Raw genomic sequence first — 23,729 nt, 5'->3', positions numbered from 1 at the left:
GCATGGCTTCTCTGGTACGACACGTGACGATCGATTGTGCTGACCCGTACGCTCTGGCGGGCTTCTGGGCCGAGGTGCTGGACGGCACCCTCGGCAAGGACGACAACCCCGGGGACCCGGAGGTGCTGGTGGAGTCCGCGGGGGCTGCGCTGCTGTTCATCCGGGTGCCGGACGGCAAGTCGGTGAAGAACCGGATCCACTTCGACCTCCAGCCGCAGGACCGCTCCCGGGAGGAGGAGGTCGAGCGACTGCTGGCCCTGGGCGCGCGGATGGTCGACGACCGCCGCACGGCGGACGGGCGCGGCTGGGCCGTCCTGTCCGACCCCGAGGGCAACGAGTTCTGCGTCGAGCGCAGCCAGGCCCAGCGCGTCGCCACCGGCGAGGCCTGATACCGGTCGAGGCTGGTTCCGCACCGTGCGCACGGTGCGGAACCAGCCTCGGTCAGCCGCTCATCGCCGGGGAAGTGGCGACGGTCAGCCGGGGATCTGGCTGTTGCAGTTGCTCATCCACGAGCCCAGGACCTGCTGGGTGTTGTAGTCGCCCGAGCCGTGCGCCGCACGGTAGGAGTTGTAGATGTCGGCCTTGATGTCGCCGCCGGTCAGCGGGCCGACCTGGCCGTCCTGCTGCAGGTTGCTCTTCGAGCCCTGGTACGCGTACACGGCGTTGTAGGTGTTCTGGCCGAACTGGCCGTCGACCGACAGGCCGGCGTTGTCGAGGTAGTTCATGGCCTGCTGGACGCACACCACCGGCTGACCGGTGGAGCCCCACTGGATCAGGGACGCGGCGTTGGCCGTGCCGACCGCGAGGCCGAGCGCGGCGCCGGCGCCGATGGTGAGGGTAGCCGCACGAAGTGCCCACTTCTTCTGCATGTCGAGTCTCCTCAGTCGCACAAGTCGCATGGGTAACAGGAGCGTTGTCGCATCGCTCCGGTCCCTTCGATCGTGCGCCGTCACGTCCGTGCGGACCAGGCCTTGCGGCGGGGTTGGCCGAAAGCCCGCAAGGCGGCGGGGAGTTCCCGTGCGGCGTCGCGTCCGGCTCGGTGGAAGGGCACCGACCGGCCGACCGGTCGGTTAATTTCGACAGTGGTCGACGTATTGGCCTGGAGCCATCCGAAGTCTTTACCGACCGCCCGGCCGGGTTCGGGTCCGTGGCGGAATTCCGGCCTCCGCCCGGGCTGTCGCGACGCTCCCCGGCGACCGGTTGGCCGATAATCGCCGGTGCTTGACGGAATGTCAGGACACCGCACACCGCCACCGAACGGACAGGCAGGTACCCCATGGCCACAATCGCCGTGATCGGCGCGAACGGCACCATCGGCAGCGCCGTCGTCGCGGAGGCGCGGGCGCGCGGGCACGAGGTCGCGGCGGTGGTGCGCGATCCGGGTCGGTACCGGGGCGACGCGGCGGCCGTCGAGCGCGGCGACGTACTGGACCCGGCGGACGTGGCCCGGGTCGCGGCCGGGCGGGACGTCCTGGTGAGCGCCGTGGGCGGCGGCGACGGGCCGGGGCACGCCGCGCTGATCGAGCCCGCCGCCCGGTCGCTGGTCGAGGGCCTGCGCGCGCTCGGCGGCGCCGCGCCGCGGCTGATCGCGGTCGGCGGGGCGGGCAGCCTGGAGACCGCGCCGGGCGTGCGGGTCTGGGACGCCCCGGGCCTGCCGGGGCCGGTCCTGCAGATCATGCACGCGCACGGCGAGGCCCTGGACTACTGCCGGACGGTCTCCGACGTCCGCTGGACGGTGCTCAGCCCGGCCGCCGAGATCGGCCCGGGGGAGCGGACCGGCCGCTACCGGACGGGCCTGGAGCAGCTGCTCGCCGACGCGGCCGGCCGCAGCCGGATCTCGGTGCCGGACTACGCGGTCGCCCTGGTCGACGAGATCGAACAGCCCGAGCACATCGGCGAGCGCTTCACCTGCTGCGCGCTGTGAGACCCCGGCGGCTACCCGAGCTGGATCGAGCGCTTCGCGAGCCCCATCCAGAAGCCGTCGATCACGCTGCGCTGGCTGTCGAGGTCGGCCTCGCCGGCGCCGAGCGTGACGAACAGCGGCGCGAAGTGCTCGGTGCGCGGGTGCGCCAGCTTCCCGGCCGGGGCCTTGTGCTCGAAGTCGAGCAGCGCGTCGAGGTCGTGCGCGGCGAGCGCGCGCCGGCCCCAGTCGTCGAACTCGGCCATGACCGAGCTGATCCGTCCGTCGCTGCTGAGCGCCCGCAGGTTGTGGGTGAAGAAGCCGCTGCCGACGATCAGCACGCCCTCGTCGCGCAGCGGGGCGAGCCGGCGGCCGATCTCCATCAGCCGCTGCGGGTCGAGCGTGGGCAGGGAGACCTGGAGAACGGGGACGTCCGCCTCGGGGTACATCTCGACGAGCGGGACGTAGGCGCCGTGGTCGAGGCCGCGGTCCGGGATGTCCTGGACGGGCGTGCCGGGGGCGCGCAGCAGCTTGCGCACGCGCTCGGCGAGCTTCGGTGCGCCGGGCGCGGCGTACTGGACCCGGTAGTAGTGCTCGGGGAACCCCCAGAAGTCGTAGACCAGCGGCACGGTGTCGACGGCGCCGAGCGCGAGCGGGGCCTCCTCCCAGTGCGCGGAGACCATCAGGATCGCCTCGGGGCGGGGGAGGTCGACCGACCAGGCGGCGAGCTGGTCGGGCCAGACCGGGTCGTCGGCGAGCGGCGGCGCGCCGTGCGAGAGGTACAGGGCGGGCATGCGCTCGGGGGCCGCGGTGCTCATGGCGACTTCCTCTTCCTCGATCCGGCTCGATCCGGCTCGATCCGGGATAGTTCAAATTTGAACCTCTATCGACCGACGGTACACCTTCGTTCGAATTTGAACAACGGGAGTAGGCTGAGCCCCATGTCCGCACCCCGTGAGCCCCGCTGGCTCGACGAGCACGAGATGGCCGCCTGGCGGGGTTTCGTCGTCGCGAGCAACCTGCTCAACCGCCGCCTGGAGCGCCAGCTCAAGGAGGACTCCGGTCTCTCGCACACCCAGTACGAGATCCTGGTGCACCTCTCCGCCGCCCCGGCCGGCTCGCTGCGGATGACCGAGCTGGCCGAGAAGCTGGTCACCTCCAAGAGTGGCCTCACCTACCAGGTCACCCAGCTGGAGCGGATGGGCCTGGTCGGCCGCCGCTCCTGCCCGAGCGACGTGCGCGGCGTGATGGCCGAACTCACCGACCGGGGGCGCGAGGCGGTCCGCCAGGCCGCACCCGGACACGTCGCCCTGGTCCGCGAGCTGCTGATCGACGTGCTCACCCACGAGCAGCTCGCCGTCCTCGCGGAGGGGCTGGGCGAGGTCAGCGCCCGGCTGCGGCTCGATGACGTCCCGTAACCACCGGACCGGAGCCCCGGGCCGCGCGGGTGCCGGCACCCGCGCCCACGGCAGTCCCCGCCCCTGACCCCGTCCCCGATCCCTGTGCCGGGACCGTGGCCGGCTCCGGGGCGCACAGCAGCGCCGCCCGCAGGTCGAGCCGGTCGTGGAGGCGGGCCAGGTTGCGCCCGGTCAGCTCCTCGATCCGGCGGATCCGGTAGTGGACGGTGTTCACGTGGATGTGGAGCTGTTCCGCCGTCCGCGCCCACGAGCCGTCGTGGTCCAGGAACACCGCGAGCGTGCCCAGCAGGGAGACGCCGTTCTCCCGGTCGTGGGCGGCCAACGGTGCCAGCAGCCGGGTGTGGAAGGCCGCCGTCACCTCCGCCGGGATGCCGCGCAGCAGCCCGGCCAGCGAATCGAGCTCGACCGCGCTGGCGACCGGTCCGGCCGAGCCCTCCAGCACGTAGCGGGCCTGCACCAGGGCCGCCCGCAGGGCCGCGGGGTCGGGCGGCGCGGCCGGGCCGACCCCGACCCGCAGGGCGCGCCGCCCGGTGAGCCGGGCCTGGAGGCCCGGCCGGGCCCGGCGCAGCCGCTCGGCGACCCGCTCGGCCGGCGCGGCCACCAGCGCGGCGGCCCGGCCGGCCCGGTCCGTCCCGGCCGCGAACGGCACGCCGAGCGGGTGCAGCGCCTCGGCCAGCGCGTGTGCGGCCCAGGCGGCCGGTGCGCTGCCGTCGCCGTCCGGTTCGGCCCGTGCGTCGTCGATGCGGGCGGTGACCGTCACCAGCGCCCGGGCGTCGCCCAGCTCGCAGGCCGCGAGCGGCTCGGCGAGGCCGCCGTCCCCGGCGAGGGCGTCCAGCAGCCGTCCGGCGGCCCTGTGCCGGGCGTCGGCGGCGGCGCGGTCGCGCACGGCGAGCGGGGCGAGCAGGTCGGCCAGCGCGCGCAGCATCGGTTCGGCCGCCGCGGCCCGGGTGTGCGGGCGCAGCCGCCAGCCGTCGAACGGCGAGCCGTCCTGCGGGCCGACCGGCAGTCCGGCGTCGCCGCGCACGACGGACGGCACCGGGGTGGCGGTGGCGGCGACGGGCCGGCCGCCCGCGGTGGCGATCGAGCAGTCCGGCACGCCGAGCCGGCCGACCGCGTGCGCCAGCACCTCGCCGGGTTCGGCGCCCGCGTGGATGAGGTCGAGCAGGTCGTGCCGGACGGTCTCCGGGATGGCCGCGGTGTCCTGCGAACCGGCCCGCAGGTCGCCCCAGAGCCGCAGGTAGACGCGGTCGGTGACGGCGCGGAAGCTGGTCCCCGCGGGCACCGCGAGCAGCGGGATGCCGTGCGTGCGGCAGGCCTCGGCGAGGCTGTCGGGGATGCTGCCGTGGGTGCCCTCGCCGGCCAGCAGGGCGGCCACGCCGGCGCTGCGCAGCGCGGTCGCGAAGCGCAGCGCGCCGGTGGCATCGGCGGGCCGCCACCAGACCAGGCCGGTGAGCACGAGCTCGCCGGGCTGGAGGTAGCGGGCCGGGTCCTGGAGGTCGGTGGAGCTGATGCCGGTGACCGGGCGGTCGAGGAGGTCCGGCGTGCCCCAGGCCAGCCGGATGTCGAGGTCGTCGAGGTGCAGCAGGTCACCGACGATCATTTTTCGCCGCCTCTCGCATTTGCAAGGTTCACATTCGCATGGGCATCGTAAATGCAAGTGGCGGAGGGGGGGTTCTTCTCGTGGGATCATCCAGTGCGGGCGGTGGCGGCAGGGTGTGGAACCGGCCGTCCGGACGATTGCAGTTGCTGGCCCTGAGGCGCATCATCCATCGCAGATGCGGCTGAAAGGTTCCTTTCATCGCCGCATGTGCGAATGCCGTGGATCCCGTTCGGGTACTCCTCCTCCCGGGCTGCGGCGGCGCGGCCCGGGAGGAGGGCGAGCACATGACCCCGGCGAGACCCACCGTCCGGCTGCACGGGCACCTGGACCGGCCCGCCGAGCTGACCGTCGACGAGCTGCGCACCCTCCCCGCGCACCGCGTCGAGGTGAGCTTCGACTGCCGGACGGAGGGCGAGCAGCGCCACGGCTACGAGGGCCCGGCCCTGTGGGACGTGCTGCGCGCGGCCCGGCCCCGGATCGACTTCAGCGGCCGCAAGCAGCGGCTGCGCTTCCTGCTGTCGGTCGGCGGCGCGGACGGGCACCGGGCGGTCGTCTCGTGGGCCGAGATCGACCCGGACTTCGGCGGCCAGGAGATCCTGCTGGCCACCAGCATGGACGGCGCCCCACTGGACGCCGCGGGCCCGCAGCTGGTCGTCCCGGACGACCACTGCGGAGCCCGCTACGTCAGCGGGGTCACCGACGTCTGGCTGGGCCCGCTGGGCGAGTCCGCGTCCTGAGGAAGCGCCGGACGGTTGCCCCGGGTGGCGGCCGCTCAGGCGGTCGCGAGCGAGATCTCGGTCGACTTGATCAGGGCCACGACCGACGAGCCGGCCGCGAGGCCCAGGTCGGCGGCGGCGTCGGCGGTGATCGCGGCGGTCAGCGCGCCGCCCGCGACGTCGACCTTGACCCCGGCCATCGCGCCGCCGGTGGCGACCTCGGTGACCGTGCCGGGGATCTGGTTGCGGATGCTCAGTCCGGCGACCGGACCGGTGGCCAGGGCGACCTCGGTGGACTTCACGAGGGCCTGGACGGAGCTGCCCGCACCCAGCCCGAGGTCCTTGACGGCGTCCACGGTGACCGCGGCGGTGAGCTCCTGGCCGGAGTCGAGGCGGACCTTGACGGTGGCCATCACCTCGCCGGTCGTGACGGAGCTGACGGTGCCGGGCAGCTGGTTGCGGATGCTGAGGCTCATGAGGGGTGCCTTCCGATCGTGCCCCCCGGGCGGGGGCGGGGGAGTTTCCGGCCGTGTCCAATCCCCACCTTACCGATCGGAAAACCGCAGGTCAGGCCGGGTTTGACGGTCCCTCTGGCGGCCCGTCGCAGCTGCCAGGACGATCACCTCCGAGCCCTCGCATCCGCCGCCCCGGGCCCGGTTCGGCGTTCGAACCGGGCCCGGGGCGACAACGGTGCGTCGCGCGCTACATGACCTGCTTCCGCGCCGCCTTCGGCCGGAGCTCCGGCGCCAGCGGCTGTGCGCCGGAGCGCTGGACGGCCGTGCCGCGGGCGAGGTCGAAGGCCGCCACCGGGTCCTCGGCGTCGGTCCACGGCGTGCTGCCGCACCACGGGCCGATCGCCCGGAACTGCTCCAGGGCGACGTCGTACAGCTCCGCCTGCATCGCGTAGTGCGCGAGCCGGTGCCGCAGCACCGGCATGCGCTCGTCGTCCGGCCGCACCTGAGCCAGGGCCTGAGCGACCCGCCGCAACCGGGCCTTGCCGTCGCCGCTCGCCAGCACCGGCGCGTGGGTCTCGCGCTTCTCCAGCTCGCTCAGCGCGTGCAGGTAGATGCCGGGCAGCGGGCTGCCGGCCGGGGCGGTGTCCATCGCGCGCTCGGCGAAGGCCGTCATCCGCTCGTCCGAGCCGAACCACTTGGCGCACCAGTACTGCATGCCCTGCCAGTGGGCCTCGTAGTGGTGCGGAGCCCGCTCGGCCAGTCCGCGCCACAGCTCCTCGAACTGCTCCGGCTCGTACTGCGCACCGCGCGCGGTGGTCACCATGACCACCCAGGGCGCCGGGTTGGCCGGGTCGAGCAGCGAGGCCCGCTTGGCCGCCTCGATGGCGGCGGGCAGTATCGAGCGGAAGGCGTTCATGTCCTCCTCGGGCACCTCGTGCGCGTACTTGGTGCCGCGGATCGCCCACGCCGCGTGGACCATCCGGTTGGCCTCCAGCGTCGCCGCGTCGCAGTTGCCCGGGTCGGCCGCGCGCCAGGCCTTCAGCCAGCCGTCGTCCTCGCCGGCGATGGAGTCCAGCAGCGACAGCCGGGTCCAGCGTTCGTCCCAGTCCTGCCCGGCGGCCGCGACGTACGCGGCGGCCGGCTTCCAGTTGCCGCTCCAGGCGGCGTCGGCTATCGCCTGGGACTCCTTGCGGAGGTGCGGGGCGCGCGGCGGGCCCGAGCGCCGGGGGTCGAGCCGGTCGCGCGGGACGAGTCCGTAGGCCGCCGCGTCGTAGTCGATCCGTGCCGGTGCCGGTGCCGCGGCCTCGGGCCGCGCGGTCCGGGACTTCAGGGCCTTGCTGATCACCGTGGAGACGGCGATGACCAGCAGGAGGAGGATGAGGTGTGTCACGGCGGAGCATCATCCCTGGTCGCGGGGGGTGCGGGCAACGCCCTTCAAACCACTCGCCCGACGCCCGTTTCCGTGCCAACATGCCGCATATGGGGACGATCCTGCACGGCACCCTCGTCACGCTCAGGCCCGCCACCGGGGACGACATCCCGGCGCTGGCGGCGATCCGCGGCACGCCCGAGGTCTACGCCCGCTGGCGCGGTGGCGAGGACCTCGTGGACGAGGTCGCCACCGACCTCGAATCGCCCGACACCGAGACCCTCGCCGTCGAGCTGGGCGGCAAGGTGGTCGGGGCCATCCAGTGGTACGCGAACAACGACGACGACTACCGCCACGCCGGCATGGACCTCTACCTCGACCCGGGTGTCCACGGCCTCGGCCTCGGCACGGACGCGGTCCGCACCCTCGCCCGGCACCTCGTGCGCGACCACCACTACCACCGGCTGATCATCGATCCGGCCGCCGACAACGCCGCCGCGATCCGCTGTTACGAGAAGGTCGGCTTCCGGCCCGTCGGCACCATGCGCCGCTACGAGCGCGGCCCGGACGGCACCTGGCACGACAACCTCCTGATGGACCTGCTGGCGGAGGAACTCGTCGACGGCTGACGGGCCGTGCGGCCGTCGACGGGGCGTCAGCCGGCGGTGGTGCAGCGGGCGGCGCGGCTCGGCGGACGTGCAGGAGCCGCAAGGGTGTGACGTGCAGGAGCCCCAAGGATGTACAGACATCTCGTCGTACATCTGGTCAGGGCTGTACAGACATCTCGCGTTCTTCCCGATGTACCGGGCAGTAGCTACCGTTCCGCTGCCATCCCCGAGCGGCCGTGACCCCTTCGGCCGCCGGGATCCGCAGGGTAGACGAATCCCCCAGGAGAACGCCCATGCTCTCGCGTCGCACGGCCACCGCCCTCACCTCGGCGGCCGCCGCCGCACTGCTGCTCGGCGGCACCGCCCCGACGGCCGTCGCCGGCACCCAGGCGGCCCCGGCCACGCTGTCCGTCTTCGCCTTCAACGTCGACCTCGGCACCGCCGTCGTCGACAGCACCCAGAACGAGCAGGCCGCCCGCCGCACCCCGGTGATCGAGCAGATCGTCCGTCAGCACGACGCGGACGTCGTGATCCTGGACGAGCAGTTCAACAACAGCTCGACCGCCGACATCAACGCCAAGCTCGCCGACCTCTACCCCTACCGCACCCCGGTGGTCGGCCAGACCTGCTCCGGCGGCGGCTGGACCGGCATCAGCGGCAACTGCTCCAGCTCGTGGTTCGTCATCAACGGCGGCACGATGATCCTCTCCAAGTACCCGATCACCGCCCAGTACGCCCACGTCTTCAGCAACTCGACCTACGGCACCTGGGACTACCACGCCAACAAGGGCGCCGCGCTGGTCCGGGTGAACAAGAACGGCTCCACCGCGTGGGTCGTCGGCACCCACCTCCAGGCCGACGAGTCGGACACCTCCACCGACACCACCCAGGCCACCCGGCTCGGCCAGCTCGGCGAGATCCGCAGCTGGGTCAACGGCATCGCCGGCACCGGCGCGCCGGTCCTGATCGGCGGCGACCTCAACGTCGAGTACTTCCACGGCCAGGCCCGCGGCGACTACGCCAACGCCCAGTACGCGGTGGACGGCGTCCTCGGCACCCCGGCCACCGACCCGAACCAGACGCTGAACACCATGGACTGCCCGGCCTCGGCCTGGTGCCAGTACATGTCCGGCGTCGAGACCTTCCCGAAGGACTACCGGGACGACCTCGACTACATCGGGTACCTCAACGCCCCCGGCCGTCCGGTGCCGTCCGCGATGTCCACCGTGCGGGTCGACTTCGACCCGCAGGCGGGCTGGACCCCGGGCCAGGTCGACACCAACGCGCCGAGCGACCACTACCCGGTCGAGGCCACCTTCCAGCTGAACTGACCACCGCGCCTCGGGAGTTCCCCGCCCGCACGCCCCCTCCGGCGGTCGCCCATCGGCCGCCGGACGGGCTCGGGCCGGACGGGCTCAGGTCGGACGGGCTCAGGCCGGGCCGGACGGGTTCGGGCAGCCGCACGAGCGGCGCAGCACCAGCCGGGCCGGGAACGTCCGCGCGCCGGTGACCCGCCCCTCGGCGCCGCCGAGCACCAGGTCCACCGCGGCCCGGGCCATCTCCTCTTGTGCCGTCCCGACGGTGGTCAGCGCCGGGCCGGCGATCACCGCCTCCGCGATGTCGTCGAACCCGGCCACCGCGAGCTCCTCCGGCACCCGTATCCCGAGGTCGTCGGCGGCCCGCAGCAGGCCTATCGCCTGGTCGTCCGTCGCGCAGAACACGGCGGACGGACGGTCCGGCCGGGCCAGCAGCCGCAGCGCCTCGGCGTGCGCGCGCACCCGGTCGAAGGGCGCGGGGACGAGTCGGCCCTCGGCGGGGATCCCGGCGTCGGCCAGTGCGGCGGCCCACCCGACGGTGCGGGCGGAGACGGGGTCGGCCGGGCTGAGCGAGAAGGTGCCGCCGAAGCAGTGCACCCCGGGGTGCCCGTGGCCGAGCAGGTGGCGGACCACCTCGGCGGCGCCGCCCTCGTCGTCCGCGACCACGGCCACGCCGCGGGCCGTCTCGGCGCGGTGGTGCAGGAGCACGACGGGCGTCCCGTCGGTCGCGTCGAAGCCGCTGACGCCGGGGCCGGCCGGGTCCTGGGTGACCAGGACCAGGCCGTCCACCTGCATGCCGAGGAAGGCGCGGATGTAGTGCGCCTCGCGCTCGTCCGCGTAGTCCGAGTTGCCGATCAGCAGCAGCCGGCCGCGCTCGGCGGCGGCCTGCTCGACCTGGTGGGCGAGGCCCGCGAAGAAGGGCTGGCGGGCGTCCGGGACGACCATCCCGATCAGGTCGGTGCGCTGGCGCGCCATGGCCTGCGCGACCCGGTTGGGCCGGTACCCCAGCTCCTCGACGGCCGCGAGCACCTTCGCGCGCGTGGCCGGTGCCACCGGACGCGGCCCGTTGTTGATCACATAACTCACGACGGCCGTGGACGTCCCCGCCGCCCTCGCCACATCGTCCCGCGTCACCCTCGCCATGCCAGCGAGCCTACACACCGCCTCGGACAGTGACCTTTCCGTGATCGGGGGGAGATCCGCCCGCCCCGGTAGGGTGAATTCCGCTTGCGGGCCGTGACGCCCGGCGCCGACGGTGGCGGGACGGGGGCGTCCGCCCCCGCGCCACTCGACCGCCCCGCGAGGAGGCCGATGAACGCGTCGCCGCGCCTTCCGGGCCGTCCGCGGCGACCGGGCCGGCCCCGGGTGCGGATCCACGCCCGGTCCCGGGCCGCCGTCGAGCCGCCGGCCCGGACCCCGCGGGTGCGGCCGTGGCGGCCGGTCGTCGTCGTGGCGCTGATCGCGGCGCTGGTGGCGGCCGGGATCGGCCTCTACTTCGACGAGCGGTCGAGCCGTGAGCAGCCGCAGGCCGTCGGCAGCGCTACCACGCAGGACTTCCTGGAGCTGGACGTCGTCCTGCAGCGCGTCGACGCGACCGCCCTGACGCTGGCCGCCAAGGTCCTCGTCCAGCCGCACGGCGGCCTGGCGGCGCCGAACGGCCCGCTCGTGCCCGCGCAGGACGTGGTCGTCGAGACGACCTCCCTGGAGCAGGCCGCGCTGAAGTACCCGGCGAACCAGCAGATCAGCTTCAGCACGGTGGCGTTCAACCTGACCGACGGGCGGCTCTCGGACTACCCCTTCGACAGCTACCGCGCGCCGATCGGCTTCCGGGCGACCGTCGGCGGTCGTCAGGTGCCCGTCGTGCTGAACGTCCAGGAGGCGGACCCGTTCTTCGCCCTGCGCCGGAGCGGCCAGGAGAGCGAGGACGGCGCCGTGGAGGTCACCGAGCGGATCAGCCGCTCGCGCAGCACCTTCATCCTGGCCTGGTTCATGATCATCGCGATGTGGGCGCTGGGCCTGTCCGCGCTGGTCGCCGCCTTCCTGATCGTGCGGCAGCGGCGCGGGCTGGTCTGGCCCGCCCTGGGCTGGATGGCGGCGACGCTGTTCGCCCTCGTCGGCATGCGCAACGCGGCGCCGGGCGGTCCGCCGATCGGCTCGCTGCTGGACTACTCGGCCTTCTTCTGGGCCGAGGCGCTGGTCACCGCGAGCCTGACGATGGTGGTGGTCCGGGGGGTCCGGGTGGAGGGCCGGCACCCCACCTGACCGGCGCACCCCACCTGACCGGCCCCGCGCCCGCCGCGGCCGGGCCTCACAGCGGCCGCAGCGCCCCCTCTGCCCGCAGGTCGGCGATCGTGGGGTAGCCGTCCACCGCCATGATCAGGTCGGCCTCGGCGAGGATCGAGCGCAGCACGTGCACGATGCCGTCCGTGCCGCCGAGCGCGAGCCCGTAGGCGTACGGGCGGCCGACGGCGACCGCGGTGGCGCCCAGCGCGAGCGCCTTGACCACGTCGGCGCCGGTCCGGACGCCGGAGTCGAACAGCACCGGCAGCCCGTCGGCGGCCTCGACGACGCCGGGCAGCGCGGCGAGCGCCGGCAGTCCGCCGTTGGCCTGCCGGCCGCCGTGGTTGGAGCAGTAGACCGCGTCCGCGCCGCCGTCCTTCGCGCGGCGGACGTCCTCGGGGTGGCAGATGCCCTTGAGCACGATCGGCAGCTCGGTGATCGAGCGCAGCCAGGGAAGGTCGTCCCAGGTCAGCGGGTTGCCGAAGCCCTGCGTCCACTCCAGGACGGCGGCCCGCGGATCGGCCTCGGGCGGATTCGCCAGCCGGGCGCGGAAGACCGGGTCGGAGGTGTAGTTGGCGAGGCAGTGGCCGCGCAGCTGCGGGAAGTTGCCCGTCGCGAGGTCGCGGGGGCGCCAGCCGGTGATCCAGGTGTCGAGGGTGACGACGATGGCCTTGAACCCGGCGGCCTCGGCCCGGTGCACGAGGCTCTCGGCGAGCGCGCGGTCGGTCGGGGTGTAGAGCTGGAAGAAGCCCGGGGTGTCGCCGAACCCGGCGGCGACGTCCTCCATCGGGTCGACGGACAGCGTGGAGGCGATCATCGGCACACCGGTGCGGGCGGCGGCGCGGGCGGTGGCGAGGTCGCCGTGGCCGTCCTGGGCGCACAGGCCTATCACCCCGACCGGGGCCAGCAGCAGCGGCGACGGCAGGGTGAGGCCGAACAGGTCCACCGTGAGGTCCCGCCGGGCGGCGCCGACCATCATGCGGGGGACGAGCCCGTAGCGCTCGAACGCGGCGGTGTTCGCCCGCTGCGTGGTCTCGTCGCCGGCGCCGCCCGCGACGTAGGAGCGCACCGAGGGCGCCAGCGCGGCCTGCCCGCGCTCCTCCAGGTCGGAGGGGGACAGGGGCAGGGCGGGGAGGACGCCGAAGAGGCCGTCGAAGTAGATCTCGTTCTGGTAGTCGCCGAACTGCGCCTTGGCGTTCACGTCCACGCGCTCTGCCGTCCTCTCGGAACCGGGGCAAGGGGCCGGGGCCGGCCACCCGCTCACCGTGCCCGGGTGGCGGCCGGATTTCCAGACCCCCGGGTGCGCGTGGCCGGACGCTCAGTACAGCTGGCGCCCCATGACGTCGGCCGACAGCTCCAGCGCCCGCTCGGCGCGCGGGCCGCGCACCGCGAGCAGGGCCGCGGTGAGGGCGTCGACGACGGCCAGGTGGGCGATCCGGCTGGCGGTCATCTCCAGCCCGAACACCAGGTCCTGCCCGCCCGCGAGGAGGATGTGGGTGGCGGTTTCGGTGAGCGGGGAGCGGGCGTAGCTGGTCAGGGCCAGCACGGCGGCGCCGGCCTCGCGGGCGCGGCGGGCCGCCTCGACGACGACGGGCGTGGCGCCGCCGTGGCTGACGACCAGGCAGACGCCGGTGGGCGTGAGCTGGGCCGCGGCGATCTGGGCGGTGAGCGAATCGGCCGGGGCGTCGACCGCCAGGCCGAGCGCGCGCAGCCGGTAGGCGAGGTCGAGCGCGATGGCGCCGGAGATCCCGGAGCCGGCCAGGAGCACCCGGTCGGCGCCGTCCAGCAGCTCGGCGGCGGCCCGCAGGTCGGCCGGGGTGACGGTGGCGGCCACGCCGTCCAGGGCCTCCCGGGCCGCGCCCAGGGCGTCGGCGAGCGCGCGGGCGGCCGGGTCCCGCCGGTCGGCCGGGGCGGGGGCCGGGCGCGGGGCCTGCCGGGCGGCGGCGATCTTCAGCTCCTGGAATCCGCGGAAGCCGAGCCGCTGGCACGCCCGCACCACCGAGGACGGCGCGGTGCCGGCCAGCTCGGCGACGTCGCTCACGCTGAGGTGCACGAGGTCGGCGCCGCGGTCGAGGACGACCCGGGCGACGCGTGCCTCGGTGCCGCGCAGGTCGCCGAGCCGGGTGCGGACCAGTGCGGCCAGCTGGGACTCCAGCGGAGAAAATTCGGAACGCTCTTCCATGGATCCAGTGTACCGTGGAATTCCGTTCCAAGCCTGATGCTTCGTCGGAGGGGAGTCCCGCCATGCCGGAATCCGCGTCGGCCGTGCCCGTCGTCGTGCTCGCCGCGGCACTGCTGCACGCCGTCTGGAACGGTCTCGCGCACCGGATCCCGGACAAGCTGGTCGGCTTCGCGCTGATCAACCTGACGTACACCGCGTGCGCCGTCGTCCTGGTGCTGCTCAACCCGCTGCCGGCCGCCGCCAGTTGGCCCTACCTGCTGGCCTCGACGGTGGTCCAGACGGTGTCGACGGTGCTGCTCCTGCGGGCCTACCAGCTGGGGGACTTCGGGCAGATGTACCCGGTCGCGCGCGGATCGGCGCCGCTGCTGGTGGCGCTGATATCCGTGGCGGTGCTGGGCCGGCACCCGGGCGCGGGCGAGCTGTCGGGAGTCGCGGTGATCTCCTGCGGCCTGATCGGGCTGGCCTTCGCCAAGGGGGTGCCGGGGCGGGCGCAGCTGCCCGCGCTGGGGGCCGCGGCGGGCACCGGGGTGATGATCGCGCTCTACACGGTGCTGGACGGCAGCGGGGTCCGGCACGCCGGCACCGTCGGCGGCTACGTGGCCTGGCTGTTCCTGCTCCAGGGGCCGGCGCTCGTGCTGGTCGTGTGGCTGCGGCGCGGCCGCTCGCTGCTGGTCGGGGTCGGCCGGGTGGCGCCGCTCGGCATCGTGGGCGGCGTGCTCTCGCTGACGGCCTACGGGCTGGTGGTGTGGGCGCAGTCCCGGGGGGACCTCGCGACGATCGCGGCGCTGCGGGAGACGAGCATCGTGATCGCCGCGCTGATCGCCACGACGGTGTTCCGCGAGCGCCTGGGCCGGCTGCGGCTGACGGCCAGCGTCACCGTGCTGGCCGGGATCGTGGTGCTGGAGCTGGCCCGGTGACGGGTCGCCGGGGGCACGGCGGCTGCCGGTGGCGGTCAGCCGGCCGCCGGGGCGCCGCCCGGCACGATCACGGTCAGGGCCGTGTGCACCAGGGCGAAGCCGAGCCGCTCGTACACCCGGCGGGCCGGGTTGCCCTCGGTCACGGTCAGCTGCACCTCGGCGAGCCCGCGGCGGGCGCAGTCCGCGACGGCCCGGCGCAGCAGGTCGGTGCCGAGCCCGGGGTAGCCGCGCCCGGGGTGGCGGAAGACCTCGCCGACCCACGGCACACCGGCCCGGTCGGTGAGCACGACGCCGCCCACCACCCAGTCGTCCGCGTCCACGGCGAGCAGGCTGGCGGGCAGCACGGGCCCGATGGCCGTGCCGGCGAGCAGCGGGGCGAGCCGTTCGGCCAGCGCCCGGCGGTCGTCGCCCGCGAACCGGTCCACGTGTCCGGGGGCGAACGCGGCCCGCCACGCGTCGAACAGCTCCTCGGGCGCGCGGTCGCAGGGCGCCGCCCGCAGGCCGTCCCGCAGTGGCGCGTCCGTCCAGTCGGCGGGCGGCGGGTCGGCCACCAGGTCGCGCCGCAGCGAGTGGGCGTGCCGCAGCGGCGTGGCGCCGCGCGCCAGCAACTCCCGGCCGAACTCGGCGGATCCGGAGACCGCCCACCCCGGCATGGTGTCGCGCACGAACTCCACCGGGTCCACCCCGCCGGATCCGTCGAGGACTTCGAGCAGGTCGGCCCACGGCAGGCCCTCCCGCTCGCCCCGCCGGTACCGCACCACCGGCACCCCGTCGGAGGTCCGCCCGATCACCCAGTCCGTCTCCGCCACGCCTGCCCCATCGTCGAGATCGTTCGTGTTCCGGCCATACTGACCAGCCCGGACGACCGGGGGCAACGGTTTGTTCCGAATACAGGCTTCGTGCAGGCCCTCTGTCGGCCTCGTACCGGCCTCGTACCGGCCTCGTACCGGCCCCGTTCCGGCCGCGTGCCGGCCGCGTGCCGGTGTTCCGGGCCGACGGCGGCCCTGCGTCAGGAGATCACGGCCGCGCGCACGCACAGCACGTCGGGCAGGTGGGACTTGAGCAGCGTCCAGCTGTCGCCCTCGTCGTGGCTGGCGTACACGTCACCGGTGCGGTTGCCGAAGTAGATGCCGGCCGGGTCGGCGTCGTCGGTGCGCAGGGCGTCGCGCAGCACGATGCCGTAGTGGTCCTCGCCGGGCAGGCCGTCGGCGAGCGGCTGCCAGCTGTCGCCGGCGTCCTCGGTGCGGAAGACCCGGCAGCGGCGGCCGGGCGGGATGCGGTCGCCGGAGCCGCCGAGCGGGAACAGGTAGGCGGTGTCGCCGCGGCGCGGGTGCGCGGCGATCGCGAAGCCGAATTCGGCGGGCAGCCCGTCGACGATCGTCCGCCAGCTCGCGCCCCAGTCGTCGCTGCGGTACACGCCGCCGTGGTTCTGCAGGTAGAGGCGGTCGGGGTGGACCGGGTCCGGGGCGATCTTGTGGACGCACTGGCCGAACTCCGGGTACTGGCTCTCCTCGGGGAAGAACTCTGCGCGCAGACCGGTGTTGGACGGCTCCCAGCTCTCGCCGCCGTCCTTGCTGCGGTAGACGCCGCCGCTGGAGACGGCGACCAGGAGCCGCTGCGGGTCGCGCGGGTCGGTGAGGATGGTGTGCAGGCCCTGGCCGCCGTAGCCGGCGCCCCACTGGGAGCGCTGCGGGTGGTCCCACAGGGCCCGGACGAGGGCGAAGGTCTCGCCCCCGTCCTCGGAGCGGAACAGCGCGGCCGGTTCGGTGCCCGCGTACACGACGCCGGGCGCCTCGGGCCCGGCGGGCTGGAGCTGCCAGACCCTGGTGAGCGAGGCGCCGGTGCCCTCGGGGAAGCGGATCGCGGGCTCGGCGGGCTCCTTCCAGCTGGTGCCGAGGTCGTCGGAGCGCCACACCGACGGGCCCCAGTGGCTGCTGTCGGCGCCCACCAGCAGCCGGGCGCGGCCCTCGCGGCGGTCCACGGAGACGGAGTAGATCGCGTTCATCGGGAAGTGCGGCCCGCTGAACTCCCAGCTCAGCCGGTCGCGGCTGCGGCCGAGAAAGAGGCCCTTCTCGGTTCCGACGGCCAACAGCACCTCGGTCATGCCAACACACCACCTGGTCACGAGAAACCGCCCCCCGGGACGTCCCCCGACTGCCAGTCTCCCGCCGTCCACCCGAGGTCACATCTCGCCGCGCCGAGCAGCGCCGAGCAGCGCCGAGCCGGTGACCTCGGGGGACGGCGGACGGAGGACGGGATCAGGCGCTCAGCCCCGGCAGCCCTCCAGGAGCCGCAGCCACACCTCGCTGATCGTCGGGTACGCGGGCACGGCGTGCCAGAGCCGGTCGATCGGCACCTCGCCGACCACCGCGACGGTCGCCGAGTGCAGCAGTTCGGCGACCGCGGGGCCGACCAGGCAGGCGCCGACCAGCACCTGACGATCCAGGTCGAACACCACCCGGGCCCGGCCGCGGTAGTCGTCTCCGTACAGCGAGGCCCCGGCCACGGCGCCGAGGTCGTGGTCGACGGCCTTGACCCGCAGCCCGGCCCGCTCGGCCGCCGCCAGGGTCAGGCCGACGGCGGCGACTTCCGGTTGCGTGAAGACGACCTGCGGCGCGCCGGCGCTGTCGGCCGACGCGGCGTGCGCGCCCCAGCGCGCGGTGTCCAGCTCGCGCCCCTGGGCCCGGGCCGCGATGGCCGCGCCGGTGATCCGCGCCTGGTACTTGCCCTGGTGGGTGAGCAGCGCCCGGTGGTTGACGTCCCCGGCGGCGTAGAGCCACTCGCCGGGCACACCGAGCACCGTGCAGCTGTCGTCCACCTCCAGCCAGTCGCCCGGCTTCAGCCCGACCTGCTCCAGGCCGATGTCCGCGGTCCGCGGGGCCCGCCCGGTCGCGTACAGCACCTCGTCGACGCTCAGCCGCTCGCGGTCCGAGAGCGTCAGCACGACCGGTCCGGAGTCGTCCGCCCGTTCCAGCGCGGTGACCTCCACCCCGAACCGGACGTCCACCCCGGCCTCGCGCAGGCCGTCGCCGACGAGCTCGCCCGCGAACGGCTCCATCCGCGGCAGCAGCCCGCCGCCGCGCACCAGCAGGACGACCTCCGCACCCAGCGCCCGCCACGCCGTCGCCATCTCCACGCCGACCACCCCGCCGCCGACCACCGCGAGCCGCCCGGGGACGGCGGGGGCCCCGGTGGCCTCCCGGTTGGTCCACGCCCGGGCCTCCGCCAGCCCCGGCACCCCGGCCGGCAGCACCGGGCGGCTGCCGGTGCACACGGCGACGGCGTGCCGGGCGGTCAGCACCCGCTCGCCGCCGTCCTCCGCCTCGACCGTCACGGTCCGTGCGCCGGCCAGCCGGCCGTGGCCGCGCACCAGCTCGATGCCGGTGTCGCGCAGCCACTTCACCTGGCCGTCGTCCCGCCAGTGCGAGGTGAAGGAGTCCCGCCGGGCCAGCACCGCGGCCGCGTCGAGCCGCCCCTCGCCGACGGCCTCGCGCGAGCCTGCCACCGCGCGGGCGTCGGCGAGCGCCGCCGCCGGGCGCAGCAGTGCCTTGCTCGGCATGCAGGCCCAGTACGAGCACTCGCCGCCGACCAGTTCGGCCTCGACGATCACCGTGCGCAGTCCGGCCGCGACCGTCCGGTCGGCCACGTTCTCGCCGGTCGGCCCGGCGCCCAGGACGATGACGTCGAACTCCTCGGGCGTGGTGGTCATGCGCGGTCCTCCGTCGTGTCGATGGTCACCCCGGACCCCAGGGCCAGCGTGACGGGCGTGCGCTCGCAGATGTCGAGCAGCCGGGCGCGCTGCGCTTCGTCGAGCGCCCCGGAGAGCGCGACCCTGCGGGTGATCCGCCCGCGCGCTCCGTTCGTCTCGTACCCGAGCCTGACTCGGACCGCATCCAGCGGCCACTCCTTGCGTTCGGCGTACATCCGCAGGGTGATCGCCGTGCACGAGCCGAGCGAGGCGAGGAGGAGGGCGAACGGTTCCGGGCCGCTGTCCGAGCCGCCGCGCCGCGCCGGCTCGTCGGCGGTCAGCGGGTGGGTGCCGGCCTTGACGTCGACGTGGTACGGCGCGTCGGTGGCGCTCCCGGTGACGACGGTGGTGGTGACCCGCTTGAACTCCGGCTCGGTGGTGGTGCCGGCGGGCTGTTCGCTCATGGGCGGTGCTCGCTCTCCGTTCGGGTCCGGTCTCCCTGCCGGACCGGCGCCGGACCGCGTGCCCGGCGCCGTGCCCATCCTGCGCCGACGCCCGCCGTCCGCGCAGGCGAACACGCGGACGGCGGGCGATCGAGCAGACGTTCAGCAGGTGGACGCGCGGCGCCGGGGGCGGCTCGGAGCGTCGCTCAGAGCGCCGCGAGTTCCGCCAGCACCGTGGCCGTGTCGGCCGGCCGGGAGAACATCGGCCAGTGCCCGGTGGGCAGTTCGCGCAGCTCCCAGTTCGGCCCGTCCAGCCCCGCGAACCACGGGTGGCCCGCCTCGATCATCGCGCGCACCTGGGCGAGCGGGAACGAGCAGGCCACCAGCGCCTGCGGCAGCGCGGCCCCGGCGCCGGTGAGCCGGAGCCGGTCCGGGTAGGCGCCGACGGGGTGCGGGGTGGTCCGCGCGCCGATCCGGGCGAGCATCGCCTCGTCCAGGCCCTCCGTGCTCGCGCCGTGCTCGGCGATGGCGCCCCAGGACGGCATCGGCAGCCGGCCGTCGACCACCGAGGCGTCGGCCCAGGCGCGGTAGTCGGGCTGCCACAGGTCGTACACCGAACTGCCGTCGACCATCGGCCCGCTGTCCAGGTAGACCACCCGGCGCACGCGTTCCGGCATCCGGTCGGCGATCCCGCCGACCGGGGCGCAGGCGCCGCTGTGCGCGACCAGCACCACGTCGTGCAGGTCCTCCCGAACCAGCAGGCCGGCCAGGTCGGCGATGTGGTCCTCCAGTCCGAAGTCGCCCTCCTCTCCGGCGCGTTCGGCGAGCCCGGGCAGGCTCACCGCGTACACCGCGTGCCCGGCCGCGCGCAGCGGCGCCGCGACCTCGTCCCACGCCCAGGCACCGAGCCAGAAACCGGGGACCAGTACGAACGTGCTCATGGTGGATCGCTCCTTCGCGTCGGCGGGAACCCGGGGGCCTGCCCCCGGCGCCGACGACTCTAGGATCGAATCCGGACAGAACCCGCCCGGATAAGAACGGGGGAACCGATGGACCACCCGGTCAGTCGCGTACCAAGGGCCTGTCGTCAGACTCCCGCCTGCCGGGCGACGCCGGGGCACGCGCCTCGCCGCGTTGTCGTCGGTCGCCCGATGTCCCCCAGCCTGGCGGCCGGGAGGTGCCCCCACCGCATCGCCTCCCTCCTCCGCCTTGCGATGCACGCACCCCAACGCCGCCCGGCCCGCCCTACGGGCGGACGACGGGAGTCTGACGACAGGCCCTGGCCCTGCTGGAACTGCTCCAGGACCACCCGGGCCTTACCGCCGCCGAACTCGCCGCCCGCCTGGACGTCGACGAGCGCACCGTCCGCCGCTACACCGCCCGCCTGGCCGACCTCGGCATTCCCGTGCGCGCCGACCGCGGCCGCTACGGCGGCTACCGCCTGCTGCCCGGCTACCGCCTCCCTCCCCTCATGCTCACCGCCGACGAGGCCGCCTCCGTCGTGCTGGGCCTCCTGGCCGGGCGCAGCACGGGCCTGACGGTGGGGGAGCGGGCCGCCGGGACGGCGCTCGCGAAGATCCGGCGGGTGCTGCCGCCCGCCCTGCGCGAGCGGATCGACACCGTCGAGCAGACCCTCGGCCTGACCGCCGCGCCCGCCGCCGGGCCGGGTCCGGCGGCCGCCGCACTGTTCACGCTGGCCGACGCGGCCCGCTGCCGGCGTCGGGTGCTGCTCGTCTACCGGGACCGCGAGGACCGGCCCAGCGAGCGGGAGTTCGACCCGTACGGCCTGGTCTTCCACTCGGGCCGCTGGTACACCACCGGGCTCGACCACCGCAGCGGCGAGGAGCGGACGTTCCGCCTGGACCGGATCGTCCGGGCCGAGCCGCGCGGGACCGGGTTCGAGCCGCCGGCCGACGTCGACCCGGTGCAGCGCGTCGTCGAGTCGCTGGCGGGGGTGCCGTGGACGCACCGGGTGGAGGTGGAGCTCGGGATGACGCTCGAAGAGGCGCGCAAGCGCCTGCCGCGCGCCGTCGGGACGGTCACCGAGCTGGCCGAGGGGCGCGTGCTGCTGCGCGCCCGGGCGCAGAACCTGGACGGCGTCGCCGTGCTGCTCGCGGGCCTCGGCCGCCCGTTCACCGTCCGCACGCCGGACGCGCTGCGCGACGAAGTGCGGGCGCTGGCGGCCCGGCTGGCAGCGTGGAGCGGGCCCGGGGAGGACGACTCCCCGGGCCCGCCCGGGAGTTGATCAGCAGGTCACGCCGTGCCCTGCGCCGCCTGCTCCTCGGCGACCTTGCGCTTCACCTCGGCCATGTCCAGCTTCCTGGCCTGGCCGATCAGGTCCTCGAACACCGCCTCCGGCATTGCGCCGGCCTGCGAGAAGACGAGCACGCCCTCGCGGATGATCGCCAGCGTCGGGATCGACTGGATCCCGAACGCGGACGCCAGCTCCTGCTGGGCCTCGGTGTCCACCTTGGCGAACACGAGGTCCTGGTGGCGCTCGGCGGCCATCTCGTACACCGGGGCGAACTGGCGGCACGGCCCGCACCACCCGGCCCAGAAGTCGATGAAGACGAAGTCCTTGCCCTCGGGGCCGGGGACGATGTCGTCGAAGTTCTCCTTGGTCAGCTCGACCGTGTTGCTCATCTCGCGATTCCTTCCCTTCCGGAGGAGGCGGTTCGGACCTGTGCACGCCACAACGGCACGCCGGCACGGCCTATTCCACCGCCCACTTCCACCGTTCTCTTCCACCGTCCTCCCCCGGTGCGGCGCCCCGGTGAGCAGCGCGCCGCCACCGTCCGTACAGAAGGGTGTCCACTCCGCCCCCGACCACGGGAGCCCACCATGCGCAGCAACCCCCGCACGCGGCGGGCCGCGCTGCTCGCCGCCTCCGGCCTCGCCGTGACCGCCCTCGTGGCCGGCTGCGGGTCCTCCGGCTCCGGTTCGAGCGCCAAGCCCAGCACCCCGAGCACCCCGAGCGCGCCGGCCGCGCCGAGCACCCCGGCCCCGGGCACACCGGCCCCGAGCCAGCCCCCGGCCGCCGGCGGCACGACCCTGCAGACCGCGACGGACCCCAAGCTCGGGACGATCATCACCGACGGCTCCGGCTTCACGCTCTACCGCTTCGACAAGGACGAGAGCAGCCCGCCGGACTCGTACTGCAACACCGGCTGCTCCTCGCTCTGGCCGCCCGAGCAGTCCACCGGAAACGTCACCGTCAAGGGCATCGACAGCAAGCTCGTCGGCTCCTTCACCCGCGACGACGGCACCAAGCAGGTCACCGTCAACGGCTGGCCGGTCTACCGGTACGCACCGGACACCAAGCCCGGTGACACGATGGGCCAGGGCTTCGGCGGCATCTGGCACGCGCTGACCCCGACCGGCGACAAGGCGGGCGTCGCGACCGGCACCACCCCGATGCCGAGCGCCCCGGCGACCCCGAAGCCCACCGCGCCGAGCAGCGGCTACTGACCCGTGACGACGTGACTCGCTCGGGAGGCAGGGGTGCGCAACGATGAAGTGGTGACCGAGGAGCACCCCCGCGGTGAGGCCGCCGCACGCGGGCCGGGGGCGTCGGACGAGGAGCTGATGCGCGCCCTGTACCGCGAGCACGCCGGTCCGCTCTACGGCTTCGTGCTCCACCTGGTCGCCGGCGACCGCCAGCGCGCCGAGGACGTCGTGCAGGAGACGCTCGTCCGGGCCTGGCGCAACATCCACAGGCTCGACCCGGCGGCCCGCTCGCTGCGCCCCTGGCTGGTCACGGTCGCGCGGCGGATCGTCATCGACGACCACCGCAGCGCGCTCGCCCGGCCCCGCGAGGTGGACGCCGCGCCGCTGGAGCTGATGCCCGCCGACGACGAACTCGACCGGGCCCTGCGGATGATGACCATCGCGGACGCCCTCGGCGACCTCTCGCCCGCCCACCGGGAGATCATCGTCGAGACCTATCTCAAGGGCCGCACCGCCAAGGAGGCGGCCGCCGAACTCGGCATCCCGGCCGGGACCGTCCGGTCGCGGGTGTTCTACGCACTGCGCTCGCTCAGGCTCGCACTGGAGGAACGGGGAGTGACATCGTGACCGACCGCCCCGACCCCGGCCCCGGCGGAGCCGACCACGTCGACGCCGGCGCGTACGTCCTCGGCCTGCTGGAGCCCGCCGAGCGCGCCGCGTTCGAGGAGCACCTGGCCGGGTGCCCGCAGTGCGCGGCGCAGGTCGCGGAGCTCGGCCCGGTCGAGCCCGTGCTGGCCGACTACGCTGCCTCGGCCGCGGCGCTCGGCCTCGATCCGGCCGGGCCGGCCCCGGGCCCCGACCCCGCCCTCCTGGACCGGCTGGTCGCCGAGGTCTCGGCCGGCCGGCGGCGGGGCCGGGTGCGGCGGCTGGTGCTGGCGCTGGCCGCGAGTGCGATGGTGGCCGCGGGCCCGGTGGTCACGGCTGCGGTGGTCAGCGGCAGCGCCACGCCCGCGGTGGTCGCCGTCGCGCAGCAGTTCTCCGCGACCGACCCGCAGACCGGTGCCCAGGCCGTCGTCGGAGTGGACGGCGTCACCTGGGGCAGCCGGGTGAGTCTCCAACTGTCCAATGTCCAGGGCCCGTTGACGTGCACCCTGGTCGCGGTCTCGCACGGTGGGGAGCGCCAGACGGTCACCACCTGGAACGTTCCGGCGGACGGCTACGGCGAGCCGGACAGCGGGGACACGCTGCACACCGGTGGGGGCACCGCGCTCCAGCCGGGCCAGATCGACCACTTCGAGGTGCGTGTCCAGGGCACCGGCGCCGTGCTCGTCTCCGTCCCGGCCCACCGGGCCTGAGCCCGTCGCACGCCAGGCCCGCCGCGATTCGGGCC

Annotated in this window: 26 protein-coding genes; 12 read left to right on the top strand and 14 right to left on the bottom strand. The window is 74.7% G+C overall.

Going from position 1 to position 23,729, the window contains the following annotated elements:
• The first annotated feature begins 2 nt into the window (after window positions 1-2).
• Window positions 3-389, top strand: a complete 387-nt coding sequence (locus ACFVU9_RS13665) for a VOC family protein (RefSeq protein WP_380496905.1) — start codon at window positions 3-5, stop codon at window positions 387-389.
• An 84-nt stretch (window positions 390-473) separates the two neighbouring features.
• On the opposite strand, the gene ACFVU9_RS13660 is transcribed toward ACFVU9_RS13665, so the two are convergent.
• On the bottom strand, window positions 474-869 hold the full coding sequence (locus ACFVU9_RS13660; protein ID WP_380437429.1) for a peptidoglycan-binding protein: 396 nt from the start codon (window positions 867-869) through the stop codon (window positions 474-476).
• A 407-nt stretch (window positions 870-1,276) separates the two neighbouring features.
• Between ACFVU9_RS13660 and ACFVU9_RS13655 the strand changes: the two genes are divergently transcribed.
• Window positions 1,277-1,924, top strand: coding sequence for an NAD(P)-dependent oxidoreductase (locus ACFVU9_RS13655; protein WP_387593159.1), 648 nt, complete (start codon window positions 1,277-1,279; stop codon window positions 1,922-1,924).
• A gap of 11 nt (window positions 1,925-1,935) precedes the next feature.
• On the opposite strand, the gene ACFVU9_RS13650 is transcribed toward ACFVU9_RS13655, so the two are convergent.
• The gene (locus tag ACFVU9_RS13650; RefSeq protein WP_387593156.1) at window positions 1,936-2,718 is read right to left on the bottom strand and encodes a dioxygenase; all 783 of its coding nucleotides are present in this window, start codon (window positions 2,716-2,718) and stop codon (window positions 1,936-1,938) included.
• A 123-nt stretch (window positions 2,719-2,841) separates the two neighbouring features.
• On the opposite strand from ACFVU9_RS13650, the gene ACFVU9_RS13645 reads away from it, so the two are divergent.
• Window positions 2,842-3,318: a MarR family winged helix-turn-helix transcriptional regulator gene (locus ACFVU9_RS13645; protein WP_380496909.1), complete on the top strand. Its 477-nt coding sequence runs from the start codon at window positions 2,842-2,844 to the stop codon at window positions 3,316-3,318.
• On the opposite strand, the gene ACFVU9_RS13640 is transcribed toward ACFVU9_RS13645, so the two are convergent.
• The gene (locus ACFVU9_RS13640; protein WP_387593153.1) at window positions 3,284-4,918 is read right to left on the bottom strand and encodes a PucR family transcriptional regulator; all 1,635 of its coding nucleotides are present in this window, start codon (window positions 4,916-4,918) and stop codon (window positions 3,284-3,286) included. The two genes, ACFVU9_RS13645 and ACFVU9_RS13640, sit on opposite strands and share 35 nt — an antisense overlap.
• A 284-nt stretch (window positions 4,919-5,202) precedes the next feature.
• On the opposite strand from ACFVU9_RS13640, the gene ACFVU9_RS13635 reads away from it, so the two are divergent.
• Complete coding sequence (locus tag ACFVU9_RS13635) at window positions 5,203-5,655, top strand: molybdopterin-dependent oxidoreductase (protein ID WP_380437419.1); 453 nt, start codon at window positions 5,203-5,205, stop codon at window positions 5,653-5,655.
• Window positions 5,656-5,690: 35 nt separating this feature from the next.
• On the opposite strand, the gene ACFVU9_RS13630 is transcribed toward ACFVU9_RS13635, so the two are convergent.
• Window positions 5,691-6,110, bottom strand: coding sequence for a molybdopterin-binding protein (locus ACFVU9_RS13630; protein ID WP_380437417.1), 420 nt, complete (start codon window positions 6,108-6,110; stop codon window positions 5,691-5,693).
• 226 nt (window positions 6,111-6,336) lie between these two features.
• A complete protein-coding gene (locus tag ACFVU9_RS13625) occupies window positions 6,337-7,479 on the bottom strand; it encodes a hypothetical protein (protein ID WP_387593148.1) in 1,143 nt (380 codons plus the stop codon).
• A gap of 89 nt (window positions 7,480-7,568) precedes the next feature.
• Here ACFVU9_RS13625 and ACFVU9_RS13620 point away from each other — a divergent pair, with 89 nt between their 5' ends.
• Both ACFVU9_RS13620 and ACFVU9_RS13615 read left to right on the top strand, forming a co-directional pair.
• The gene (locus ACFVU9_RS13620) at window positions 7,569-8,087 is read left to right on the top strand and encodes a GNAT family protein (RefSeq protein WP_359974278.1); all 519 of its coding nucleotides are present in this window, start codon (window positions 7,569-7,571) and stop codon (window positions 8,085-8,087) included.
• Window positions 8,088-8,359: 272 nt separating this feature from the next.
• Window positions 8,360-9,397 (top strand): sphingomyelin phosphodiesterase, encoded by a 1,038-nt coding sequence (locus tag ACFVU9_RS13615; RefSeq protein ID WP_380496912.1) that lies wholly within the window; start codon window positions 8,360-8,362, stop codon window positions 9,395-9,397.
• Window positions 9,398-9,496: 99 nt separating this feature from the next.
• On the opposite strand, the gene ACFVU9_RS13610 is transcribed toward ACFVU9_RS13615, so the two are convergent.
• Window positions 9,497-10,525, bottom strand: a complete 1,029-nt coding sequence (locus ACFVU9_RS13610; protein ID WP_387593145.1) for a LacI family DNA-binding transcriptional regulator — start codon at window positions 10,523-10,525, stop codon at window positions 9,497-9,499.
• Window positions 10,526-10,693: 168 nt separating this feature from the next.
• On the opposite strand from ACFVU9_RS13610, the gene ACFVU9_RS13605 reads away from it, so the two are divergent.
• Entirely contained in the window at window positions 10,694-11,644 is a 951-nt protein-coding gene (locus tag ACFVU9_RS13605) for a DUF4436 family protein (protein ID WP_387593143.1), read from the top strand.
• 46 nt (window positions 11,645-11,690) lie between these two features.
• Here ACFVU9_RS13605 and ACFVU9_RS13600 read toward each other — a convergent pair whose 3' ends face one another.
• Together ACFVU9_RS13600 and ACFVU9_RS13595 are read right to left on the bottom strand one after the other, a co-directional pair.
• Window positions 11,691-12,869, bottom strand: coding sequence for an alpha-hydroxy-acid oxidizing protein (locus tag ACFVU9_RS13600; RefSeq protein ID WP_387593140.1), 1,179 nt, complete (start codon window positions 12,867-12,869; stop codon window positions 11,691-11,693).
• A gap of 111 nt (window positions 12,870-12,980) precedes the next feature.
• Window positions 12,981-13,844, bottom strand: coding sequence for a MurR/RpiR family transcriptional regulator (locus ACFVU9_RS13595; RefSeq protein ID WP_387593137.1), 864 nt, complete (start codon window positions 13,842-13,844; stop codon window positions 12,981-12,983).
• A 62-nt stretch (window positions 13,845-13,906) separates the two neighbouring features.
• On the opposite strand from ACFVU9_RS13595, the gene ACFVU9_RS13590 reads away from it, so the two are divergent.
• Complete coding sequence (locus ACFVU9_RS13590) at window positions 13,907-14,761, top strand: EamA family transporter (protein WP_387593134.1); 855 nt, start codon at window positions 13,907-13,909, stop codon at window positions 14,759-14,761.
• 35 nt (window positions 14,762-14,796) lie between these two features.
• Here the strand turns inward: ACFVU9_RS13590 and ACFVU9_RS13585 are convergent, their stop codons facing one another.
• From ACFVU9_RS13585 to ACFVU9_RS13565, 5 genes are all read right to left on the bottom strand, one after another.
• Window positions 14,797-15,570 (bottom strand): GNAT family N-acetyltransferase, encoded by a 774-nt coding sequence (locus ACFVU9_RS13585; RefSeq protein WP_387593131.1) that lies wholly within the window; start codon window positions 15,568-15,570, stop codon window positions 14,797-14,799.
• Window positions 15,571-15,770: 200 nt separating this feature from the next.
• Window positions 15,771-16,865, bottom strand: a complete 1,095-nt coding sequence (locus ACFVU9_RS13580; RefSeq protein ID WP_387593128.1) for a WD40/YVTN/BNR-like repeat-containing protein — start codon at window positions 16,863-16,865, stop codon at window positions 15,771-15,773.
• Between the two features lie 162 nt (window positions 16,866-17,027).
• On the bottom strand, window positions 17,028-18,470 hold the full coding sequence (locus ACFVU9_RS13575; RefSeq protein ID WP_387593125.1) for a dihydrolipoyl dehydrogenase family protein: 1,443 nt from the start codon (window positions 18,468-18,470) through the stop codon (window positions 17,028-17,030).
• Entirely contained in the window at window positions 18,467-18,913 is a 447-nt protein-coding gene (locus ACFVU9_RS13570; RefSeq protein WP_387593122.1) for an OsmC family protein, read from the bottom strand. The genes ACFVU9_RS13575 and ACFVU9_RS13570 overlap by 4 nt, the downstream gene beginning before the upstream one ends.
• A gap of 185 nt (window positions 18,914-19,098) precedes the next feature.
• Complete coding sequence (locus ACFVU9_RS13565) at window positions 19,099-19,833, bottom strand: alpha/beta fold hydrolase (protein ID WP_387593120.1); 735 nt, start codon at window positions 19,831-19,833, stop codon at window positions 19,099-19,101.
• A gap of 338 nt (window positions 19,834-20,171) precedes the next feature.
• Between ACFVU9_RS13565 and ACFVU9_RS13560 the strand changes: the two genes are divergently transcribed.
• Entirely contained in the window at window positions 20,172-21,137 is a 966-nt protein-coding gene (locus ACFVU9_RS13560) for a helix-turn-helix transcriptional regulator (RefSeq protein ID WP_387593252.1), read from the top strand.
• A gap of 8 nt (window positions 21,138-21,145) precedes the next feature.
• Here ACFVU9_RS13560 and ACFVU9_RS13555 read toward each other — a convergent pair whose 3' ends face one another.
• A complete protein-coding gene (locus ACFVU9_RS13555) occupies window positions 21,146-21,535 on the bottom strand; it encodes a thioredoxin family protein (RefSeq protein ID WP_387593117.1) in 390 nt (129 codons plus the stop codon).
• 198 nt (window positions 21,536-21,733) lie between these two features.
• On the opposite strand from ACFVU9_RS13555, the gene ACFVU9_RS13550 reads away from it, so the two are divergent.
• The 3 genes from ACFVU9_RS13550 to ACFVU9_RS13540 are packed head-to-tail and all read left to right on the top strand — an operon-like array spanning window position 21,734 to window position 23,694.
• Entirely contained in the window at window positions 21,734-22,360 is a 627-nt protein-coding gene (locus tag ACFVU9_RS13550; protein WP_380503663.1) for a hypothetical protein, read from the top strand.
• 33 nt (window positions 22,361-22,393) lie between these two features.
• A complete protein-coding gene (locus ACFVU9_RS13545; protein WP_380437389.1) occupies window positions 22,394-22,966 on the top strand; it encodes a sigma-70 family RNA polymerase sigma factor in 573 nt (190 codons plus the stop codon).
• Entirely contained in the window at window positions 22,963-23,694 is a 732-nt protein-coding gene (locus ACFVU9_RS13540; RefSeq protein WP_387593114.1) for an anti-sigma factor family protein, read from the top strand. Before ACFVU9_RS13545 ends, ACFVU9_RS13540 begins: the two co-directional genes overlap by 4 nt.
• Window positions 23,695-23,729 lie beyond the last annotated feature (35 nt).

This window comes from Kitasatospora sp. NPDC057936 (genome assembly GCF_042887525.1).
Taxonomy (GTDB): domain Bacteria; phylum Actinomycetota; class Actinomycetes; order Streptomycetales; family Streptomycetaceae; genus Kitasatospora.
This window is presented reverse-complemented; position numbering and strand designations above follow the sequence as displayed.

Coding starts and splice junctions, on each gene's coding strand:
- ACFVU9_RS13565 (WP_387593120.1), bottom strand. CDS start 19,833: ATGAGCACGTTCGTACTGGTCCCCGGTTTCTGGCTCGGTGCCTGGGCG.
- ACFVU9_RS13580 (WP_387593128.1), bottom strand. CDS start 16,865: ATGACCGAGGTGCTGTTGGCCGTCGGAACCGAGAAGGGCCTCTTTCTC.
- ACFVU9_RS13570 (WP_387593122.1), bottom strand. CDS start 18,913: ATGAGCGAACAGCCCGCCGGCACCACCACCGAGCCGGAGTTCAAGCGG.
- ACFVU9_RS13590 (WP_387593134.1), top strand. CDS start 13,907: ATGCCGGAATCCGCGTCGGCCGTGCCCGTCGTCGTGCTCGCCGCGGCA.
- ACFVU9_RS13575 (WP_387593125.1), bottom strand. CDS start 18,470: ATGACCACCACGCCCGAGGAGTTCGACGTCATCGTCCTGGGCGCCGGG.
- ACFVU9_RS13550 (WP_380503663.1), top strand. CDS start 21,734: ATGCGCAGCAACCCCCGCACGCGGCGGGCCGCGCTGCTCGCCGCCTCC.
- ACFVU9_RS13640 (WP_387593153.1), bottom strand. CDS start 4,918: ATGATCGTCGGTGACCTGCTGCACCTCGACGACCTCGACATCCGGCTG.
- ACFVU9_RS13630 (WP_380437417.1), bottom strand. CDS start 6,110: ATGAGCCTCAGCATCCGCAACCAGCTGCCCGGCACCGTCAGCTCCGTC.
- ACFVU9_RS13635 (WP_380437419.1), top strand. CDS start 5,203: ATGACCCCGGCGAGACCCACCGTCCGGCTGCACGGGCACCTGGACCGG.
- ACFVU9_RS13665 (WP_380496905.1), top strand. CDS start 3: ATGGCTTCTCTGGTACGACACGTGACGATCGATTGTGCTGACCCGTAC.
- ACFVU9_RS13655 (WP_387593159.1), top strand. CDS start 1,277: ATGGCCACAATCGCCGTGATCGGCGCGAACGGCACCATCGGCAGCGCC.
- ACFVU9_RS13555 (WP_387593117.1), bottom strand. CDS start 21,535: ATGAGCAACACGGTCGAGCTGACCAAGGAGAACTTCGACGACATCGTC.
- ACFVU9_RS13605 (WP_387593143.1), top strand. CDS start 10,694: ATGAACGCGTCGCCGCGCCTTCCGGGCCGTCCGCGGCGACCGGGCCGG.
- ACFVU9_RS13660 (WP_380437429.1), bottom strand. CDS start 869: ATGCAGAAGAAGTGGGCACTTCGTGCGGCTACCCTCACCATCGGCGCC.
- ACFVU9_RS13650 (WP_387593156.1), bottom strand. CDS start 2,718: ATGAGCACCGCGGCCCCCGAGCGCATGCCCGCCCTGTACCTCTCGCAC.
- ACFVU9_RS13645 (WP_380496909.1), top strand. CDS start 2,842: ATGTCCGCACCCCGTGAGCCCCGCTGGCTCGACGAGCACGAGATGGCC.
- ACFVU9_RS13595 (WP_387593137.1), bottom strand. CDS start 13,844: ATGGAAGAGCGTTCCGAATTTTCTCCGCTGGAGTCCCAGCTGGCCGCA.
- ACFVU9_RS13620 (WP_359974278.1), top strand. CDS start 7,569: ATGGGGACGATCCTGCACGGCACCCTCGTCACGCTCAGGCCCGCCACC.
- ACFVU9_RS13610 (WP_387593145.1), bottom strand. CDS start 10,525: ATGGCGAGGGTGACGCGGGACGATGTGGCGAGGGCGGCGGGGACGTCC.
- ACFVU9_RS13615 (WP_380496912.1), top strand. CDS start 8,360: ATGCTCTCGCGTCGCACGGCCACCGCCCTCACCTCGGCGGCCGCCGCC.